Origin of the sequence: Croceibacterium ferulae (assembly GCF_003660445.1) — a bacterium.
GTDB classification, from domain to species: domain Bacteria; phylum Pseudomonadota; class Alphaproteobacteria; order Sphingomonadales; family Sphingomonadaceae; genus Croceibacterium; species Croceibacterium ferulae.
Genome location: NZ_QZVQ01000009.1, coordinates 207,656 through 228,700, shown reverse-complemented (window position 1 = coordinate 228,700; position 21,045 = coordinate 207,656). Strand labels below are relative to the sequence as shown.

Below are 21,045 nucleotides of genomic sequence, written 5' to 3'. Positions count from 1 at the left end.
CCGAGCAGCAGCCCGGCGGCAAGGTTTCTCGTTCAGGCGGCTCGGGATCATGGCGGGGGCGCTGGCCCTGGTCTTCTCCGGTCCGGCGCATGCGCAGGACGAACAGATGCGGCCGATCGAGATCCCGGCGCAGCCGACCGCGATCGAACTCGGCACCGGCCCGCTGCCAGGCGGCGACATCCCGGAATCATGGCACAGCCAGTATGGCAGCGTCTTTGCGCGCAATGTGGTGGTGGCCACGCTCACGCCCTTCCTGCCGGATCCGGCACGGGCCAACGGCACCGCGGTGGTGGTCGCGCCCGGCGGCGGCTTCCGCACCTTGTCCATGGAGAACGAGGGCTGGGACGTGGCGAAGGCGCTCGCGGACAAGGGCGTCGCGGCCTTTGTCCTGAAGTACCGCCTGAACCAGACCCCGGCCGAGATGGGGGCGTTCGAACAGTCCATGGCGCAGATGTTCTCGACCACCGCGGCGCGCCCGCCGCGGCCTGATCCGGAACAGATGATGGCGAACCTGGAGCCGCAGATCACCGACGCGCGCGCCGCCTTTGCGCTGATCCGCAGCCGTGCAGGGGAATGGAAGGTCGACCCCGATCGCATCGGCATGGTCGGCTTTTCCGCCGGCGCGATGCTGACCATGGCGACCGCCCTGGCGGGCGAGGAGGCCAAGCCGGCCTTCATCGGCAACGTCTACGGCCCGCTGGCCAGCGTCACGGTGCCGGCCGACGCCCCGCCCCTGTTTGTCGCACTGGCGGCAGACGACCCGTTCTTCGCCAATAGCGGGTTCGGGCTGATCGATGCCTGGAAGACTGCCGGGAAGCCGGTCGAGTTCCACCTCTACGAACAGGGCGGCCACGGCTTCGGCATGTATCCCAAGACCACGACCAGCACCGACTGGTTCGAAGCCTTCGCCGCATGGATGACGATGCACGGCTGGATCACGGCCGCAGCGGAATAGCGGAACCAGTATCGCGCAGCCGGTTCCCCGCCTGTGCCGACAAGGGCCGCCGCGTCGATCCCGGCGCGGCGGCCTTGCTGTTTTCTCAGCGCGGCAAGGCTTCGGTGCCGGTGATGGTGAGGGATGCCGCCACGCCGGACGCCGCGGCAAGGCCGGGGCGCATGCCGGGCTGCCCGCCGCCGATCCACAGATCGACCGTGCCAGCCTCCACCCGCCGCTCGCCATCCGCATCCACGGTGCTGAGCGCGCGCGGGTCGAGCGTGAGGCGCACGGTCCGGCTCTCCCCCTTGGCAAGGGTGATCCGCTCGAACGCCGCGAGCGCGCGGATCGGCGCACCATCCACGCCGGGCCGGCTGACATAGACCTGCACCACCTCCTCGCCATCCATGGCGCCGCTATTGGTCACCTGGACCGACACGGTGGCCGGCTGGCCTGCGCGAATGCGTCGGGCAGAAAGCCGCGGGCGCGCATAGTCGAAGGTGGTGTAGGACAGGCCGTAGCCGAACGGATAAAGCACCTCCCCTGCGAAGTAGCGGTAGGTGCGGTTGGCCATGCCGTAATCGCTGAATGGCGGCAGGTCGTTCGCCGACCGGTAGAACGTCACCGGCAGGCGCCCGGCCGGGCTGAAATCGCCGGCGATGGCGCGGGCGATGGCATCACCGCCCTGTCCGCCCGGATACCACGCCTCGATGATCGCAGGCACGTTCTCGTCCGCCCAGTTGACGCTCAGGGCGCTGCCATTGATCAGCACCAGCACGGTCGGCGTGCCGGTGGCGACCACCTGTTCCAGCAGCTTCTGCTGCGGGGCGGGCAGGTCCAGGCTGGTGCGGTCACCGCCGGCGAAACCGTCGACCACGACCTTCATCTCCTCGCCCTCCACCTCCGACGTCAACCCGCCGACGAAGACCACCAGCTCCGCCTGGCCCGCCGCCGCGACCGCAGCCTGCGCGCCCTCGTCGCTGGGTATGCCCCACAGCAGGCGTTCGTCGCCCTGGTCCTCGCGCTGGAACGCCTCCACCGTGATGGGGTAGGTGCGGCCGGCCTCCAGCGTCACCGTCCCGGTGGCGATCGAGGGGCGCCAGTCGACGTCCCAGGCATCCACGATCATCTCGTCGCCGACGCGGATGCGATAGCCGCCATTGGCCGCGTAGCGGAAGGTGTAGGTGCCGCTTTCCGGCGCACGCAGGAACCCGCTCCACCGCACGGCGCCGTTGCGGCGCTCACCTTCCCAGGCATAATGCACGTCCGTCCGAACCTCGCTTTCATCGGGATCGCCGGCAAAGCTGCGGTCGCTGAACTCGCCCAGCCGCAGGCCGGGCCTGCTGCAGCGCGCATCCAGGCACAGGGCACCGGCGGGCACGGGCGCCAGGCCCGGCTCGATCAGGCCGGCCCCCTGCACATAGGTGACCTCGGCCTGCGGGTAGCGACGCCGGATGCCCCCCAGCACGGTAACCGGGTGCGAAGGTTCGCCATTGTAATTGCCCACCAGCGAGGCGAGCGTGTCCGCGTTCGGCCCCACCACGGCGATCCGCTGCGGCGCGCGGGCCAGTGGCAGCAGGTTGCCTTCGTTCTTCAGCAGGACGAGCGCCTTTTCCGCCGTCCGCTGCGCCAGTGCGCGGTTCTCCGCCGTGTCATGGTCGCGCGGCGTGATGCCGGGAAACACGTCTGCCGGATCGTCGAACTGACCCAGCTGCATGCGCGCGGTGAACAGGCGCACCAGCGACCGGTCGATCACCGCCTCGTCCAGCACGCCCGTGCGCACGGCACTGACGACATGGTCGATCTCGACCGGGCCGCCGCAGATCAGGTCCATCCCCGCCTCGAACGCCGCGGCGACGCCCTGTTCGGGCGTGTCGGTGTAGTCGTGGTGGTCGTCGAGATAGATGTCCGCCACCGCCTCGCAGTCGGACACGACGAACCCGTCGAACTTCCACGAATCGCGCAGGTAGCCGGTCAGCAGCTCCTCGCTGGCGCAGGCGGGCTTCCCGTCCACCGCGTTGTAGGCGCACATCACCGAGGCCGCCTCTCCCTCCATCACCGTCGCGCGGAAGGCAGGCAGATAGGTGTCCGCCAGATCGCGGGCCGACGGGTGGATGTCGTCCCGGTGACGGGAGGGCTCGGGGCCGCTGTGCACCGCATAATGCTTGGGCGTCGCCACCGTCCGCAGATAGGTGTCGTCTTCGCCCTGCAGGCCCTTCACGAAGGCGACGCCCAGGCGGGACGTCAGATACGGATCCTCACCATAGGTTTCCTGCCCCCGGCCCCAGCGCGGATCGCGGAAAATGTTGATGTTGGGCGACCACACCGTCAGCCCGGTGAACCAGTCCGATCCGCCGAAGCGATGCTGTCTGGCCAGATGTATGGCGCGGAATTCCCGGCTGATGAGGCTGGCCACATCGCCGATATGCGCGGTGTCAAACGTCGCGGCCATGCCGATCGCCTGGGGGAAGACGGTGGCGAAGCCGGCGCCGGCCACGCCGTGCAGCCCTTCGTTCCACCAATTGTACTCGCGGATGCCCAGGCGCGGGATCGCCGGCGCATCATTCACCAGCTGCGATGCCTTTTCCTCCAGCGTCATGCGCCCGACCAGGTCGCGGGCCCGGGCATCAGGTGCCTGGTCCGCCTTCTGGTAGGTCGGCACGCTGGCCCCGGGCAGTACCTGCGCGGACACCGGCGGTGTTGCCAGAAGGCAGGTCGCGGTGGCGAACGTTGCCAGGGCGCGCCGCAATCTGATGGTGCTCGAACTTGTCATGGTCTCTCCCTCGGATTGTCATTCAGCCGATCTGCCCGTCCTGCTTTCCCCGGCGGTGCAGGATCCCGCGATTGCCCGGCTGCGCGGCACGACCTAGGCTGCGGGCAACGAAAAGAAGCAAGGATGGGGAACGGATGCACAGGATATTGGCGGCGCGATGGATGGCGGGCGCGGCGGCTGCGGTGCTTGTCGGCGGATGTGCCGGACAGCTTCCGGTTGCCGGTACCGGCGCACCGCCGGCGCAGGTCTGGCGTTCGGACCAGGGCGACGGCACATATCTGAACCCGCCGCTCAACGCCGACTATCCCGATCCAGACATCATCCGCGTAGGCGACGATTTCTATTTCGTGAGCACCACTTTCGCCAATGTGCCTGGGCTGACCCTGCTGCATTCGAAGGATCTGGTGAACTGGGACATCCTGTCGCATGTCGTCGGCCGGCTGGAAGGGCGGCCGCACTATGATCTGGCCGATGGCGGCGCCTATCGCGCCGGGGTCTACGCGCCCAGCCTGCGCCATCGGGACGGCACCTTCTACGTCGCGGTCACGCCTGTCGGACAGAGCACGCGCATCTACCAGGCGCGCGATCCGCGCGGGCCGTGGACCTTTGCCGAGCTGGGGCAGGAGCTGTTCGATCCGGCGCTGTTCTTCGACGATGACGGCGCCAGCTATCTCGCCACCGCGATCGGCAGCGACGGCACGATCACGCTGCACACGCTGGACGAGACGGTCAGCCGCATCACCAGCTCGCGCGTGGTGCATTACTACCAGGGGGCCGAGGGGTCCAAGATCGTCAAGCGGGACGGCTGGTATTACCTGTTCAACTCGATCCCCCGCCGCCTGGCCATGACGGTCAGCCGCGCCCGCAGCCTGTTCGGCCCCTGGGAAACGCGCCCGTCGATCGACGACACGACCGGCGGCCATCAGGGGGCGCTGGTCGACCTGCCGAACGGGGAGTTCTACGGCTTCGTCATGCTCGATGCCGGTGCCAAGGGCCGGGTGACGAATATCAGCCCGGTGTTCTGGCGCGACGGGTGGCCGATCTGGGGCACGCCCGAGGCGCCCGATCGGGTGCCCGCCCGCGCGCCCAAGCCAATCACCGGCCATCCCTTCCGCGAGCCGCCCGCCACCGACACTTTCGACAGCACCACGCTGGGCCTGCAATGGCAGTGGAACCACAACCCGCTGGACCGCCTCTGGTCCCTGACGGAGCGGCCGGGCTGGCTGCGGCTGAAGGCGGCGCCCGGCGACCAGTTGTGGGGGGCCCGCAACACGCTGGTGCAGAAGGGGCAGGCCCCCGGCGGCCGCGGCGAGGTGGTGGTGGACGCCAGCGGCATCCGCCCCGGCGATGTGTGCGGCTTCGGCACTTTCGGCAAGTTCAGCGGCCAGCTGGCGATCACCGGCCAGCCGGACGGCACCCGCGCGCTGACGGTGCAGGTGACGGAAGCGACGGAGCAAGGCCCCGTCGTGGACAGCCGCGTCGCTGCCGTGCCGATCACTGCGGAACGCCTGTGGCTGCGCACCGACATGGATTTCACAGGGGATCGCGCAACCCTGTCCTACAGCCTGGACGGGCAGGGCTTCACGCCGGTGGGGGGCGAGGTGCCGCTGGTCTATGACTGGCGCACCGGCACCTTCCAGGGCGTGCAGTTCGCCCTGTCCTGCTACAATCCGGGAGCTGCTGGCGGTCATCTGGATGTCGACGGGTTCACGCTGACGGCCCTGCCCTGAACCGGTGCCGCCGCCGCGGCCCACGCCACGGCGGCGGAAGGCAGCATCAAAAGGCGAAGCGCACGCCGGCGCGGTAGGTCCGGCCGATCTGGTCATACAGGGCCGGATTGTTGAAGATGGGCGAGGGTTCCGGATCACGGTCGAACAGATTGTCGACCTTGCCATACAGCGTGACCTCCTCCGTCAGGTTCACCGTCGCGCCGATGTCGACATAGAACGCGCCCTTCAGCGTGTTGTTGTCGATCGTCGGTCGCTGCGAAGTGGAGGCGGGGCAGCTGCCCGGCGCGCAGACGACATACTGGTTGCCGTAAGTGCCGTCGCTGAACCAGCGTTCCTGCACCAGGAGCGAGAACGTGTCCGTCTCATAACTCTGGATCATCAACCACTTCCAGTCCGGCGTGGCGCCCGAATTGTTGCCCGCGCCATCGACCGGGATCGTTCCGGGCAGGCCGGTGTCGGTGATGTAGTCGATGACATGGGTGGCCAGGCCCCGCAGCGTCAACGAACCCGGCAGGCCGAGTGGCTGGGGCAGGCGCAGGCTGGCTTCGATATCGAAGCCCCTGGTCTCGATCGACGCCAGGTTGAACGCCTGCACGTTGACGAAATTGCCGTTGCCGCCGGTGTTGTTGAGATCGAATGCGCTGCATGTTTCCGGCAGGACGTTCTGGAAGCACAATTGCACGATGTCCGCCGGCGCAAGGCCGGAGATGACGTCCTCGATCTCCAGATTGTAGTAGTCGAACGACAGGTTCACGTTGGGCGCAAACGCCGGATTGTACGTGAAGCCGACAGTGGTGTTGCGCGCCAGTTCCGGCGTCAGCGCGGTGTTGCCGATCGAGTTCTGGACCACCAGCACGTTGGTGTTGGTGAACGGGTCGAAGAAGTTGGGCAGCGTCGTGGTGACAGGCGCCGCGAACAGTTCCGACAGGTTGGGCGCACGCACGTCCCGCGATGTCACGCCCCGGACGCGGAAGCCGTCCAGCGGCGTATCCCACGTTCCGCCGAACTTCCACGCCCAGACCACGCCGGATGTGCTGTAATCGGTGACCCGGGCCGCGCCGTTGAGGTTGGCCTGGCCGATCGCCGTGGAATCGAACAGCGGCAAATTGGCTTCCACGAAGGCTTCCTTGACGTCGTAGACGCCGCGCCCGTTCTTGTAGGTGCCCGCATACCAGTTGCCATTGCCGGAGGCGTTCAGCACCGGATCGGCCGGGTAGTCCGCATTGGGCGGCGTGTTGGCGAAGCCCGCGCCATACGGATCGGCCTCCACCCGGTAGAACTCGCGCCGATACTCCCCGCCAAAGGCGATGGAGAACGGGCCCGCCCACAGGTCGAATGGCGAGCCGGAGAAGCTGAGGCTGACAACATCCTGGGTCTGGCGCGTGCGCTGATAGGGGCCGTTCGCCGGGACGACGTAATCCAGTGCCGCCTGGGACGGCGATCCGCCGAACACGTTCAGCGGCTGACAGCCGGCCTCCCGCGCGACCGCACTGCGGCAGGCGGGCTGGCCGTTCAGCGTGATGACGTCGATCGCCTGGTTGAACCGGGGATTGAGCGGGATGTTGCTCACGTCGATGTCGGTGTAATTGATACCGTGCGTGCCGTAGAGGTCGTAGCTCCAGTCCCGGCCACCGATGCCGAACTCGCCCTTCACCCCCGCGACATAGCGGTATTGCCGCCGCTCGGTTTCGACCAGCGTGTTGCCCAGGGCAGCATTGCTGGTGCCGAAGCCGAAGCTGGTGATGCCGGCCGTGGCACAGCTCGCCTTGATCGACTGCGGCACGAACGGGTTGTCGCACTGGATCGTCAGGCCGGGACGGTTCGCGCCGTTCACCGGCTGGTTGCTGGTGCGCACGCGCGCGATGTTGACCGTGCCATAGATCTCGTGACCGGGCGAAAACTCGAAGCCGACCCGGCTGTAGCTGTTCAGCCGCTCGATCGCGGAACGCAGCGAGCGGCCCGCATCGACATTGCCGGCAACGTTGCCGCCTTCGCACAGAGTGCCATAGCAGGGGCTGCCGAACTGGAACTGGTACGGGTTGCCGTCGATGTCGAAGGCGGTGCCGGTCAGCGGGCCGCTGGTGATCAGGCCATATTTGCCGTAGCCCGCGGTCTGGATCCGGTCGCGCATGATATATTGCGGCGAACCGTCGTTCAGCACGCCGCGATTGATCATCGAGAAACCGGTGAACCAGTCACGGCCGTTGGCCAGATTGAACCCGTAATTGCCGCCCGGCACGCCGGCTTCGTCGTCATATTCGATGCTGGTCACGAGGTGCAGCCGGTCATCCAGCAGGCTGGTGCCGGCGGCGAGCTGGAGCAGGATCTGCTCGTCATCGCCATAGGTGGTGATGCCGCCCAGGACGTTCCCCTTGATACCCTGGAAGCGGTTGTCGAGGATGAAGTTGACCACGCCGCCGACCGCGTCGGAGCCATAGGACGCCGAGGCGCCGCCGTTCACCACGTCGACCCGCTGCACCAGCAATTGCGGGAACAGGCTGACATCGGGCACGCCCGTCACGTTGGCGCCGACCACCCGCTGCCCGTCGAGCAGGGTCAGTGTCCGGATCGCGCCCACGCCGCGCAGCGAGAAGGAGCTGAGCCCCTGCTGCCCGCTGGACGTGCTGAAGGTGTTCACCTGCGTGCCGGTCGATCCCTGCAGCGACGGCAGCTGGGCAATGGTGGTGAAGATGTTGGGCTGCGCATTCGCGGCGATCTGTTCGGCCCCGAGCACGGTGGTCGGTGTGGGCGCATCGAACCCGCCGGTCACGATCCGCGTGCCGGTGACCACGATCTCCCCATTGGCACGGCCACCGGGTTGCGCCGGGTCGGAGAGTTCCTCCGGTGCGGATTGGAGCGGGCCGTCAGGCCCGGCGAGGACTTCGGCGGATGGCGGCGTCTGCGCCGGCGGCACCTGCGCCAGGGCAGGCAGCGGCAGAAGACATGCCAGCGCCGCAACCACGGGCATCGACGATCCGCGCATGAGAGAATGCCGGTAGCTGGCGTTGTTGTAGAACATCCTGTTTCCCCTTCGTGTTATGTTTATGCGCCGAGCATTCGCTCTTGTTGCCAACACAGATCCGCCTGCCGCCCAGTACATACGGTTCGGCGTTACTTCTGAAGAATAGATGTGCGATGCCCATGCACCTGTCCTGCTTTCGCAACACGCATCCGCGCATCACATCAGGCTCGATTGCGCATCCTCCACCCGATCTTCCTGCCTGCTTGTTGCAGTGCAGCGTGATAACGTTAACAGAATTAGGTTTATGTAGGAGTTTAGCTGTTGTCAATTCGCCTGCACGTGGTTTAGGGTCACGAGCGATTATCAAAGATCATTGGTGTTTCTCTGAACACCCCCTCATACATCCCGGATCAGGCAACTCTGCCGCTGTGGGATGTTCACGTTAACGGAGAGCGGCTTGCGTACGTCTGGCTTCCCGAAAATGCGGTGGATCATCATCGGCCTGTTCGTCGGCGCGATGGTCATCAACTACCTTGCCCGCGCCGTGCTCGGCGTGGCGGCTCCCGTGATCCTGGTGGAACAGGCGATCAGCAGCGAGCAATATGGCTGGATCACCGGGGCCTTCCAGCTGGGAGTGATGCTCCAGCCGCTCGCCGGCTGGTTTCTTGACGGGGTCGGCCTGCGGGTCGGGTTTGCCATCTGTGCGGCGGCGTGGTCGCTGATCACGATGGCGCACATCTTTGCCAATGGGTGGCTGGGCTTCGCTGCGTTGCGCGGCATGCTGGGGCTGGCGGAAGGCGCCGCGCAGCCGGCCGGCCAGAAGCTGGTGGCCGAATGGTTTCCGGCCAGGGAGCGCGGCGTTGCCGGCGGCATCTACAATATCGGCGCCTCCTTCGGCGCGGTGCTGGCGCCGCCGCTGGTGGCCTGGGCGGTGCTGACGCAAAGCTGGCGGCTGGCCTTCCTGATCGCGGGCGGGATCGGGCTGGTCTGGGCGGTGATCTGGTACCTGTTCTACAACACGCCGGCCCGCCATCCCCGGCTGCGGGAGGATGAGCGCGCCTATATCGCCGCAGGGCAGGAGGAGCATCTCGCCGCGACCGGTGCGCGGGTCTCGATCCCCGCCCTGCTGCGCCGGCGCAATCTGTGGGGCATCGCGCTGCCGCGCCTGCTGGCGGACCCGGTGTGGGGCATGCTGGCCTTCTGGCTGCCGCTCTATCTGGTGCGGGAACGCGGCTTCGACCTGACGCAGATCGCGCTGTTCGCCTGGCTGCCGTTCCTGGCGGCGGATCTGGGCTGCCTGTTCGGGCCGGCTGTGGCGGCCTTCCTGCAGCGGCGCGGCGTGTCGCTGATCAATGCGCGGCGGTGGGCCTTCACGGTCGGCGCCTGCATGATGGTGTCCATGGCCTTTGTCGGCGTCGTCACCAGCCCCTATGCCGCCATCGCCCTGCTGTGCCTGGGCGGCTTTGCCCACCAGACGCTGTCGGTCACCGTCATCACCATGGCGTCCGACCTGTTCCGGCGCAACGAAGTCGCCACGGCCGCGGGTCTCGCCGGCTTTGCCGGCAATCTGGGGGTGCTGGTCTTCTCCGTCCTGCTGGGCGGCATGGTTGACAGCGTCGGCTTTGAACCCTTTTTCGTCATCCTTGGCGTTCTCGACCTTGTCGGCGCCGTCATCATCTGGACCATGGTGCGCAAGCCGGCATGACACGCTTCCACAATCCGATCCTTCCCGGGTTCAATCCCGACCCCTCGATCGTGCGCGTGGGTGACGATTTCTACGTCGCGACCTCCACTTTCGAATGGTACCCCGGGGTGCAGATCCACCACAGCCGCGATCTGGTGAACTGGCGCCTCGTCGCGCGTCCGCTGTGCCGGGCCGGGCAGCTCGACATGCGCGGCAATCCCGATTCCTGCGGCGTGTGGGCACCGGACCTGACCTGGGCCGATGGCCGCTTCTGGCTGATCTTCACCGATGTGAAGCGCTATGGCCAGACGACCGCCGACCGGGCGGTCGGTGCATCGCTGCGCGACTTCCACAATTATGCGGTGACCAGCGAGACGATCGAGGGGCCCTGGTCGGACCGGATCCACCTGAACAGCAGCGGCTTCGACCCGGCGCTGTTCCATGATGATGACGGCAGGAGCTGGCTGCTCAACATGCTGTGGGACCACCGCCCCGGACGCGGGCGGTTCGCCGGCATCGTGATGCAGGAACTGGATCGGGCGACGATGCGGCTGGTCGGCGAAAGCCGCGTGATCTTCGACGGCACCGAGCGCGGCTTCACCGAAGGGCCGCACCTCTACAAGCGCGATGGCTGGTACCACCTGCTCGTTGCCGAAGGCGGCACGGGCTGGGACCATGCCGTCGTCATGGCCCGCTCCCGTTCGATCTGGGGTCCGTACGAGGTGCACCCGGGCGGCGCGGTGCTGACCGCGGGCGGCTGCGAAGACGCACCGATCGCGCGCGCCGGACATGGCGACCTGGTCGAACTGGACGACGGGTCGGCGTGGCTCGTCTATCTGTGCGGCCGGCCATTACCCGGCCTTGGCCGCTGCGTGATGGGGCGGGAAACCGCGATCCAGCCGGTCGCCTGGGGTAGCGACGGCTGGCTGCGCACGCTGACCGAAGATGCCCGGCCCGATCCCGCGCCCCCGCTGCCCGCGCTGCCGCCCCACCCCTGGCCAGTCGAGCCATGGGACGGCCGGTTCACTTCGGCCGAAATGCCGGCGGAATTCCAGTGGCTGCGCACCCCTGAACCCGAGAAGCTGTTCAGCCTGACCGCGCGGCCCGGACATCTGCGCCTGTGGGGCCGCGAAAGCCTGGGCAGCGTGTTCGAACAATCGCTGGTCGCCCGTCGGCAGGAACATTTCTGCTACACCGCGACGACACAGGTCAGCTTCGCGCCCGCCAGCTTCCAGCAATCCGCCGGCCTGGTCTGCTACTACAACGGGACGAAGTTCCACTACCTGTACGTGACCGCCGACGAAGGCGTGCGCCAGCTGCAGGTGATGACCGCCGACCCCGCCCAAGGCTGCTCGATCAGCGTTGCCGTCGCCGCCTTGCCGGACGGTCCGGTCGAGCTGCGCGCCGAGGTCGATCATGCCACGCTGCGCTTTTCGTGGCGGCAGGAGGGGGCCGAGTGGCAGACGCTGCCCGGCACGCTGAATGCCGGCATGCTGTCCGACGAGGTCACCATCCCCGGCCTGCCGAACTTCACCGGCACCTTCATCGGCATGGCCTGCCAGGACATGTCCGGCGCCGCGCTTCCGGCCGATTTCGCCTGGTTCCGCTACGAAGGGCAGCCTGCCGTTCAGGCCGCATCCTCCGGCGTCGAAGCAGCCTCTGTCGGCGGTGGCGCGGTCGAGGAGCGCTTGATCAGCACGTAATCGAGGATCTTCGTGCGTCCGGTCTCGCCGGCCTTGCGCGGAGCCGCTCCGGCCGTCGCCACCTCGGCCAGCGCCTCGGCCGCCAGCCGGCGGATGGGCTGGCCGATGGTGGTGAGCGGCGGCCACAGCGTCACGGCGGCGGCACTGTCGTCGAAGCCGACCACCGTCAGCATCCGCGGCACGTCCAGCTGGCGGCGGTGCGCGACGGAGACGACCGCGGCGGCCATGTCGTCATTGCTGGCGAACACCGCCGTCGGCGGCTGCGGCGCATCCAGCAGCTGCTCCCCCGCCGCCAGCCCGGACGCATAGCTGAAGTCGCCCTGCGCCAGCCTGACCTCGGCATTGCCGACCTCGCGCACCGCGGCATAGAACCCGGCCATCCGCTCGGCACTGGCGGCCTGGTCGGGATTGCCGACCACGAAGCCCAGCCGCCGGTGGCCAAGCGCGATCAGGTGCATGGTCATGTCGTAGGCGGCGCGGCGATCGTCGATCCTGACGCAGCTGGTCCCGGCGACGTCGTAGGCGCCCACCGCGGCCAACGGGATGCCCGCCTTGTGCAGCATGTCGATCACCCGCGCCGATTCGCCGAGCGGCGGCGCCAGGATCGCACCGGACAGCCCGATGCCGACGAAGTTGCGGATCGCCTCGGCCGACAGGGGCGCGCCGCCCTCCCCCTTCAGCAGGAACAGCTGGGCCCCGTGGGCGGAGGCTTCCTCGTAGATGCCCGTGAGGAACTCGCTCATGAAGGCGGCGCTCGGGTTGGAATAGATCACGCCGATGCGCAGCTCGCCCGACGTCACAAGGCTGCGCGCCGCGGTGTTAGGCGTGTAGGAGAGCGCCTGGATGGCGTCCTCCACCAGCTGGCGGGTCTCCGCGCGCACGCCGGCCTGGTTGTTGATGACCCGCGAGACGGTCATCGGGGAGACACCAGCGCGCGCCGCCACGTCGATAATGGTCGCACCGCGCGCTCGCCGCTTCTTTTCTATCACCGTCGCTCCTGGTGTGCCGATCTCACCCGGAGCCTATCGTGCCGCTCGCCTTTGCGGAAGCCGGGGCGGCGCTTTCGCGGTTACAGCGGCATGGCGTGCAGGCTGTGATGGCTCAGGATGAACAGGGTGCGTCCCTCCTCTCCGCCGAGCAGGAGCTGCAACGGCCGTTCGGGAACGTCGATGCGGCGCAGGAATGTGCCATCGGCGGCGTAGACGAAGACCTGCCCGTTGGCGACGTAGAGCGTGCCGTCCGGCGCGCGCACGGCGCTTTCGCCGCCACGCTCGGCCAGCACCTTCAGCTCCGTCACGCGCCCCCCGTCACCGATCAGCCCGTCATAGGTCCGGTTCTCCGACGAATTGGTCAGCACGATCCGGTCGCCGGAACGCGCACCCACCAGGCTGTAGGCGTCCAGCGGGTCCGACCAGCGCCAGCCGCGATGATCGCCGCCCCCTTGCGTCCACACGCGGTAGGCCGGTAGCCGCAGCGTTCCGTCGGGCGAGACATATTCCATCGCCTTGGGCGCGCCCAGCTTGTCGGTGAAGAACTGCGCCAGCGGCGGGAACTCGTAGGTGGCAAAGTCGATCTGGTCGGCGAATTCGCCATTTGCCCAGACATTGCCGGGCTGCAGCGTCACTGCCGCCGGCGCGGCGCGGGCCGGTGTCGGGGCGATCACCTGCACCCGGTCGGGCGCGGCCGGATCGATGCTGTAGACGGTCCCCTCGGCACCTTCGGAGGACAGCACCATCAGCTTGCCCGCGCCATCGACGGCCAGGTTCACCGGATCGAGCGGCGGATCGGTGACGATGCGCAGGCCCTGCGCGGCCGACCAGTTGTAGATGCGGTGGAAGAAGCGGTCGATGAAGTACAGGTTGCCCCGGGCATCCACCGCGCCGCCGCCGGCGGAATAGAACCCGCCGGCGAGTTTCTGCACGCCCGGCGATACCGCCGGGATCCGCTGTTCGGGAGGAAGCACCGCCGCCGGCATGATGTCCAGCCAGCCGAACTGACGCTCGCGCAGCTCGCGCCCGCTCGCCGCGTCGATCATGGCATTCTCGAACGGGAACTTGCTGGCGCGTGCGAAGGTGCCGCAGCCCTCGTCGTCGCAGGTGGAGAACCCGCTTTCCGCATTGATGTGCACGTTGCGGAACCGCACCTCGTTCGACCCGAACAGGCGCACCGCAGCCTCGACCGGCTTGATCGATCGGGTGACGCGATAGGCGCGGTAATTGGCCAGCAGGATATTGCGCACATTGCTGAGCTCCACCGCGAAGGCGTTCGGACCATCGCGCGCCTCCTGCTCGGTCTGCGCACCCAGGAACTCCCAGTTCGCCACGTTGCGCAGCACGATCTCGTGGCGGTAATGATGCTCGGCCGACAGCCCGTAGACATAGCCGGGCGTGTCCGTGTCCGAGACGTGGAAGCCGGAGGATGACAGCGTGTTGGGCGACCAGATCGCCGCGAACGTGCCGCCGCCGCCATCGGTCACCCAGATGCTGGCCTGCTGCCCATCCGGACGCGCGGCCGGATCGACGGCGCCGGTTGCCTGGCCGTTCACCCGCACGACCGGGCCGTGAATGCGCACGTCATTGACCATGGACTGCTCGCCGCTGCGCCATAGCAGCGCCGTCGCGCGCGGATTGATGCCGCCGGTCCACAGACCCAGTCCGGACACGATGGCGGCACCGCCTTTCGCGCTTTCCAGCAAGGCGACCGGATCGCCGATGCCGGCATAGGCGGCGGTTTCGTCCGGCAGATAGAGCTGCGTGGTGTTCGGATGCAGCGCGATCAGTACGGTCTCGGGGCGGAGCCGGATCGGCTGTGTCACGCGATAGCGGCCCGTGGGCATGTAGAGCACGCGGTGCGTGTCGATCGCGCGCTGCAACGCCGCCGTGTCGTCCGTCCGGTCATCGCCCGCGACGCCGAGATCGCGCACGCTCACCCACTCGCTGACCGGCGGCAGCGCGGCGATGGCAGGTGGTCGCATCGCAGCGGCGCGGGTGATCGGCACCGCATCGAACACCGACTGCGTCGTGCCGGTCTCCCCCAGCGCCTCGACTGCAAGACCGTGGGAGAAGCGGCGCACCTGGTAATGGTCGCCCGCGCCGGCGAAGGTCCGTCCGCTGTCACGCAGGCGCGCAAAGGTCGGCGTGGCCGAGGCGACGGCATTCTCGAAGCCGATCTGCGTGAACGTGCTGCCTTCCATGGAAATGACGACACCCGCATCGGTCACATTGTCGAAGCGGACGTCCTTGCCCCACAGCATGTCGGAATAGCCGCGATCGATCTCGATCCCCACCGGCATGTCGCGGAAGGTGACGTTGACCAGCGTCAGGACGGCCTCATGCTCGCGGATGCCGGCGACCTGCTGCCCTTCGAAGTGGCTGTCGATCAGGGTGAACGGCCAGGTGGGCGCGGTCTTTTCCGCCACGATGCCGTATCGCCCGCCGAAGAAGCGGACGTTCTCCATCTCGTTGCCCACGTGGTAGACACCGGCGAAGGCACTGCCGAGCCGCATGTCCACGTGCCGCAGGAAGGCATGCTGCGCGACACGGAAGCGCACCGCGACCGCGCCGTGATTGCCCTCGCCGATCTCGAAATCCACGTTGGACAGTGCCGAATAGAACGTCGTCTGCGTGCCGTCGAACACCGTAGGGTCGAACGGCACCGTCGTTCGCGGCGGAACGGCCGGACGACCGGAGCGGAACTGGTCTTCGCCGGCGAAGCTGACCATCGCCGCCACCCCCTCGGCAAAGCCGGGCGTGCGCTCCGCCAGCACGAAGACTGGCCGCTCGCGCCCTATGCCGAACACCCTGACGCCCGAGCGGACAAGCAAGGTGCGGGTGAGGCGGTACCGGCCCTCCGGCACGAACACCACGGCCCCCGCGCCTTCCTCCGCCGCCGCATCGATCGCCTGCTGCAATGCCGCGGTATCGTCGGTCAGCCCGTCGCCGGCGCCGCGCACGATGATGGCGGCCGGATCAGGCGGGATCGCCTGATAGGCCGAGCGTGAGGGTGCCGCCGCTGTGGCCGCGGATCCGGCGAACAGCACGGCCGCCGCCGCCAACAAGAGGAGTTGCCAAACGGTTCGGCCCGAATGGCTTCGCCCACTGACCTGTCGCCCGATGACTGCCGCCATGCTGCATCCTTCCACTGAACTTTTCCTGGCGAATCTATCGGCCGCAAAACTTCCGCCGGCGCTCGCCTTGGCGCTCTTGTTAACGTAACCATGACATGGAAGACCAGAGCTTATCGCTGGCAGCGCGAGAATGTTGCCAATCCTACCGGACGTCAGCAGCTACGTGCTTGTATGACGTATTATCTGCAATAATATGCGACTGAAATGCATGTGTTCGCCGGCGTGGCGAGACTGCGCGATGCCTTGGGAGAGGATGATGAGTGACATGATGCCCGCCGTGCTGCTGGCAATGGTACTGATGACAGCCTCTCCCGCTGCCGCCCAGATCGGTCCCTTTCCGGTGGTCCCGGTGGCGCCCCCACATGTCGAACCGGAGCGGCACCGCGTGGTCATCCCCAACCGGCCCGTGCCGGTGCCGGTAGTGCTGCACCTGTCGCCCAGCGGATCGGACGCAGGCGACGGGTCGGTCGCACGCCCCTTCGCCACATTCGAGCGGGCACAGGCGGCGGTACGCCGGCTCAACCGCGATCATGACGTGACCGTCCGGGTGGCGGCCGGCACCTACAATCTGGCCGCGCCCCTGCGCTTCGGCGCAGAGGATGGCGGCCAGAACGGTTCGACCGTGCGCTGGGAAGGCGAGGCGGGCAGCTATCCGCTGCTATCGGGCGGCGTGCCCGTGACAGGATGGCGGCTGGCGGATGCGGAGCGGGGCATCTGGTCGGCGCCCGTGCCGCAGGGCACCGACCCGCGCCAGCTGACCGTCGACGGCCGCCTGGTTCGCCGCGCCAGCGTCGAGATCCCGCGCGCGGCTGTCGAGTTCCACCCCTGGGGCCTGGCGATCAAGGACGCCGCCTGGAGCACCTTGTCCGAACTGCCCGATCAGGACCGGATCGAGGTGGAGGGGATGAGCTGGTTCACGCACCGGCATGCCATGGTCGAGCGGATCGAGCGCGACCGCATCATCATGCAGCAGCCCGGCTGGCGCAACAATCTGGTCGGCTACGACACCTTCGCCCGCCCCGTCGCCGTCGAGGTCGCGCGCATGTTCCTGGTCAACTCGCTGGCCTTCCTGCGGGAGCCCGGCCAGTGGCATGCCGACCCGGCGGCGGGCATTCTCTACTACAAGCCCCTCCCCGGGCAGGACATGCGCAGCGCCGAGGTGGTCCTGCCCCGGCTGGAGCGGCTGATCTCGATTTCCGGCACCTATGACCGCCCGGTGCGCGACCTGCATTTCAGGGGCCTGTCGTTCCGCCACACCAGCTGGCTGCAGCCATCAGGGCCGGAGGGCTATGCCAGCCAGCAGAGCGGCGCCTATCTCGCCGGCGATCTGGTCGACTACCCGGCGGACCCGATCCGCGATTGCAGCTGGGGTTGCCGCGCATTCGAGGTGATGCGCAATCGCTGGAACCAGCAACCCGCCGCGGTCCAGGTGGCGGCGGCGACGCGCGTGATCTTTGACGACAACCGGTTCGGCCAGCTGGGCCAGGTGGCACTGGGCATCGGCAACAATGCCGACGCCAACGACAGCGGCATCGGCCTGGGCACGGCGGCGATCGAGGTGACCCGCAACAGCTTCGCCGACCTGGCAGGCGGCGCGATCATGGTCGGCGGTACGCGGCCGGACGCGCATCACCCTTCCCGCCCGGAAATGGCGCTGCGCGACATCCTGATCCGCAACAACCGCATTTCCGGCATCTCGCACGACTACAAGGAACAGTCGGCGATCCTCGTCACCTATGCCTCCGGAACGCTGATCCTGAACAACGACGTGTCCGACACGCCCTATGACGGGATCGATGTCGGCTGGGGATGGGGCACGAACGATCCCGGCGGCAGCCCGGAATACTGGCGGCAGCAGCGGGGCTATTACGATGTGCCGGACAATCGTGTGTACGACACGCCGACAACGCTGCGCGACACCGTCATCGTGGGCAACCGCGTGTCCAGGGTGAAGCAGTGGTTCCCTGACGGCGGCGCCATCTATCACCTGTCTGCCGACCCGGGTGCGCTCATCGCGGAGAACTACATTTCCGAAGTGAAGGGCTCAGGGGGGATCGCCATCTATCTCGATGAAGGATCACGCCACGTCACGGTGCGCAACAACGTCATCGACGATGTTGGCGGCGTGTGGCTGAACCTGAACTCGCAGGACCATCTTGCGCCCAGACGCACCGCCATGGACAATGTCGCGGTGGGCAACTGGTACAATTCAGGCCGCCTGCAGGGCAGCTGGACCGAGTATCTGAACAACCGGGCGGAGAACAATGTCGCGGTTGAAGGCGATGCCTGGCCAGGTGAGGCAAGACGAGTGATCCAGCGCAGCGGCATCCAGTCGGAAGACGCAGAGCACTGACCAGCCTGCGCAAGAATTACGGCAGCAGAAATCCGGTGCGGGGGCGGGCGCGGTTGCGTGCCCCTTCCCGTTCCACGGCCATGATCAATCCGAATGCGATCATGATCGTCATCATCGCGGACCCGCCATGGCTGACCAGTGGCAAGGGCACACCCATCACGGGGGTGATGGCGGTCGCGGTCAGCATGTTCATCGCCACGTAGAAAAAGATCGTGGTGGTCAGGCCTGCGGCCATGAGCTTGCCGAACCGCGAAGCCGCCGCGACCGCGGTCTTGTACCCCCAGATGAACAGCCACATGTAGACCGCCAGCAGGGCAAGGCCGCCCACCAGGCCCCATTCCTCGAACAGGGTGGCGAACACCAGGTCGGTGTGATGTTCGGGCAGGTAGCTCAGGCGTCCCTGCGTGCCGTTGAGAAAGCCTTTTCCGAACAGCCCTCCGGAGCCGATGGCGATCTTGGACTGGATGACGTGATAGCCGGCGCCAAGCGGATCACTCTCCGGCGCCAGGAAACTCAGCAGCCGTGTCTGCTGATATTCCTTAAGCACGAAGAAATAGGCGAGCGGCGCGACCAGCGCCGCGGCGGCCGCCGCCCACGCGAAGACCCGCGTCGGCGTACCGGCCAGGAACATCACGACCGCGCCACCGACACACAGGATCAGCGCCGTGTCCAGATCCGGCTGGATCAGGACCAGAAGCGCCGGCAATCCCATCACGCACAAGGGTGGCCAGAGCGAGCGCCATTCCGCAACCACGCCCGCGGGCAGCATGTCGTAATACCGCGCCAGCGCCATGATGATGGCCAGCTTCATCAATTCCGATGGCTGAAGCGTCAGCGGCCCGAGGCTGAGCCAGCGCTGGCTGCCGCCGCCCACCTGGCCGAGCACCTCCACGAATATCAGGAGCAGCAGGCACGCCCCGAATGCCGCGAAGGCCAGGCGCTGGATCAGGTCCACGCTGATCATCCTGATCCCGAGCGCCAGCGATAGGAAGACCAGGAACTGGACCAGGTGGGGCTGGGCCCATGGCTGCATCGACCCGCCCGCCGCAGAATACAGCACGGCGGTGCCGAACAGGCATATCCCGCAGAGCGCGAAGATCACTTTCCAGGGAAGCGCAGCGATGGGTTCGGGGATGATGCTGGGCATGATATGTGCCACGTCCGCTATAGCAGGCCGGATTGCCGCGCAATACGCCCAAGGCCCGGGAAGCGTTCGCGGATGCCCCCACGGTCAGGCACGTTCCGACCGGGTGGCGCAGGGGATCGGGGCCCGAGACCGGCAGGCAAGATAGCAACCCGGCGCGTTGCTGCCACTATCTCCAAATTACGTCGTCCCCGTTGGACACCGTTGTCATTTTCCTGGCTGCTTCCGTTGACATGATTTCCGTTGGCATGCAGGTGAGCACAAAGCGAGCGGTGCGCCTGCGCTGACGCTCCAATAAGAAGGGCGGGATGATGGTTGATGCTGAGTTGGGCGGAATCGAAAAAGCGGCCGACAGGGCCGGACGATACCGCTGGGTAATCGTCTCGCTGCTCTTTGCGGCAACCTGCATCAACTATGTCGATCGTCAGATGATCGGCGTGCTCAAGCCGACCCTGTCAGCCGATCTCGCCTGGACGGAAACCGACTTCGCCAACGTCATCTTCTTCTTCCAGCTGGCTTACGCCATCGGGTATATCGGCTTCGGCCGGATCATGGACGTCATCGGCGCCCGGTTCGGCTTCGCGATCGCCTTCGTCATCTGGCAGGTCGCGCATATGGCGCATGGCGGCGCCTACAGCGTCACCCAGTTCGCGATGGCGCGTTTTGGCCTGGGCATTGGCGAGGCCGGCAATTTCCCGGCCGGCATCAAGGCGGTGACCGAATGGTTTCCGGCCAAGGAGCGCGCCTTTGCCATCGGCATCTTCAACGCCGGCGCGAATGTGGGCGCGATCATCACCCCGCTGGCGGTGCCGCTGCTGACCGTCGCCTATGGCTGGCGCATGGCCTTCGTGATCACGGGCGCGGTCAGCCTGTTGTGGCTGGTCGCCTGGCTGGTCCTGTATCGCCGGCCCAGCGAGCACAAGAAGGTCAGTTCCGGCGAACTGGCGTGGATCAACCAGGATCCGGCGGATCCGATCACGCCGATGCCGTGGAAGCGCCTGATCACGGTCCGGGAAACCTGGGCCTATTCGCTGGGCAAGTTCTTCATCGACCCGATCTGGTGGTTCTTCCTGTTCTGGCTGCCGGGCTATCTGGGGGAACGCTACGACCTCGACCTGCTGAGCTTCGGCCCGCCGCTGGTGGCGATCTATCTGCTGTCCGATGTCGGCAGCATTGCCGGCGGCTGGCTGTCGTCGCGCCTCATCGCGGCCGGCAAGAGCGTGAACTATGCGCGCAAGCTGACCATGTTCATCTGCGCGTGCGCCGTGACGCCGGTGTTCTTCGCGCAATCGATCGACAATCTGTGGCTGGCGGTGCTGGTCATCGGCATCGCGACCGCCGCTCACCAGGCCTTCTCTGCCAACCTGTATACGCTGCCTTCGGACCTGTTCCCCAGGGCGGCTGTGGGCTCGGTGGTCGGCATAGGCGGTACGATCGGGGCGATCGGCGGCATGATGATGGCGAAATATGCCGGCTACGTGCTCGACAGCATCGGCAGCTATGTGCCGCTGTTCGCCGTGGCCGGCTCGGCCTACTTCCTGGCGCTGCTGGCCGTGCACCTGCTTTCGCCACGCCTGGAACGGGTCAGCCAGGCCTGACCAGCTCTCCGGCGCGAGCACGCGCCGGCTGGCAGGGG

Annotated in this window: 12 protein-coding genes; 7 read left to right on the top strand and 5 right to left on the bottom strand. The window is 67.2% G+C overall.

Annotated elements, in window-relative coordinates:
- Positions 1–49: 49 nt before the first annotated feature.
- A complete protein-coding gene (locus D5S08_RS12360; RefSeq protein ID WP_421757462.1) occupies positions 50–955 on the top strand; it encodes an alpha/beta hydrolase in 906 nt (301 codons plus the stop codon).
- An 85-nt stretch (positions 956–1,040) separates the two neighbouring features.
- Here the strand turns inward: D5S08_RS12360 and D5S08_RS12355 are convergent, their stop codons facing one another.
- Positions 1,041–3,626 (bottom strand): glycoside hydrolase family 3 C-terminal domain-containing protein, encoded by a 2,586-nt coding sequence (locus D5S08_RS12355; RefSeq protein WP_206610334.1) that lies wholly within the window; start codon positions 3,624–3,626, stop codon positions 1,041–1,043.
- 28 nt (positions 3,627–3,654) lie between these two features.
- Between D5S08_RS12355 and D5S08_RS16715 the strand changes: the two genes are divergently transcribed.
- Entirely contained in the window at positions 3,655–3,804 is a 150-nt protein-coding gene (locus D5S08_RS16715) for a hypothetical protein (protein WP_155522974.1), read from the top strand.
- Between the two features lie 37 nt (positions 3,805–3,841).
- Entirely contained in the window at positions 3,842–5,437 is a 1,596-nt protein-coding gene (locus D5S08_RS12350; RefSeq protein WP_241557382.1) for a glycoside hydrolase family 43 protein, read from the top strand.
- A gap of 46 nt (positions 5,438–5,483) precedes the next feature.
- On the opposite strand, the gene D5S08_RS12345 is transcribed toward D5S08_RS12350, so the two are convergent.
- A complete protein-coding gene (locus D5S08_RS12345; protein ID WP_241557381.1) occupies positions 5,484–8,405 on the bottom strand; it encodes a TonB-dependent receptor plug domain-containing protein in 2,922 nt (973 codons plus the stop codon).
- A 475-nt stretch (positions 8,406–8,880) separates the two neighbouring features.
- Here D5S08_RS12345 and D5S08_RS12340 point away from each other — a divergent pair, with 475 nt between their 5' ends.
- Positions 8,881–10,104, top strand: coding sequence for an MFS transporter (locus D5S08_RS12340; RefSeq protein ID WP_241557380.1), 1,224 nt, complete (start codon positions 8,881–8,883; stop codon positions 10,102–10,104).
- Entirely contained in the window at positions 10,101–11,786 is a 1,686-nt protein-coding gene (locus D5S08_RS12335; protein WP_121118941.1) for a glycoside hydrolase family 43 protein, read from the top strand. The genes D5S08_RS12340 and D5S08_RS12335 overlap by 4 nt, the downstream gene beginning before the upstream one ends.
- Here the strand turns inward: D5S08_RS12335 and D5S08_RS12330 are convergent.
- On the bottom strand, positions 11,711–12,775 hold the full coding sequence (locus tag D5S08_RS12330) for a LacI family DNA-binding transcriptional regulator (protein ID WP_206610333.1): 1,065 nt from the start codon (positions 12,773–12,775) through the stop codon (positions 11,711–11,713). The two genes, D5S08_RS12335 and D5S08_RS12330, sit on opposite strands and share 76 nt — an antisense overlap.
- Before the next feature lie 80 nt (positions 12,776–12,855).
- A complete protein-coding gene (locus D5S08_RS12325) occupies positions 12,856–15,912 on the bottom strand; it encodes a glycosyl hydrolase family 28-related protein (RefSeq protein WP_121118939.1) in 3,057 nt (1,018 codons plus the stop codon).
- A 265-nt stretch (positions 15,913–16,177) separates the two neighbouring features.
- Here D5S08_RS12325 and D5S08_RS12320 point away from each other — a divergent pair, with 265 nt between their 5' ends.
- Positions 16,178–18,265 (top strand): right-handed parallel beta-helix repeat-containing protein, encoded by a 2,088-nt coding sequence (locus tag D5S08_RS12320; protein ID WP_121118937.1) that lies wholly within the window; start codon positions 16,178–16,180, stop codon positions 18,263–18,265.
- Positions 18,266–18,281: 16 nt separating this feature from the next.
- On the opposite strand, the gene rodA is transcribed toward D5S08_RS12320, so the two are convergent.
- Positions 18,282–19,412, bottom strand: a complete 1,131-nt coding sequence (gene rodA, locus D5S08_RS12315; RefSeq protein ID WP_121119065.1) for a rod shape-determining protein RodA — start codon at positions 19,410–19,412, stop codon at positions 18,282–18,284.
- Between the two features lie 308 nt (positions 19,413–19,720).
- Here rodA and D5S08_RS12310 point away from each other — a divergent pair, with 308 nt between their 5' ends.
- Positions 19,721–21,007 carry an MFS transporter gene (locus D5S08_RS12310; RefSeq protein ID WP_121119063.1) on the top strand — a complete coding sequence of 429 codons (1,287 nt, stop codon included), beginning with the start codon at positions 19,721–19,723 and terminating at the stop codon, positions 21,005–21,007.
- Positions 21,008–21,045 lie beyond the last annotated feature (38 nt).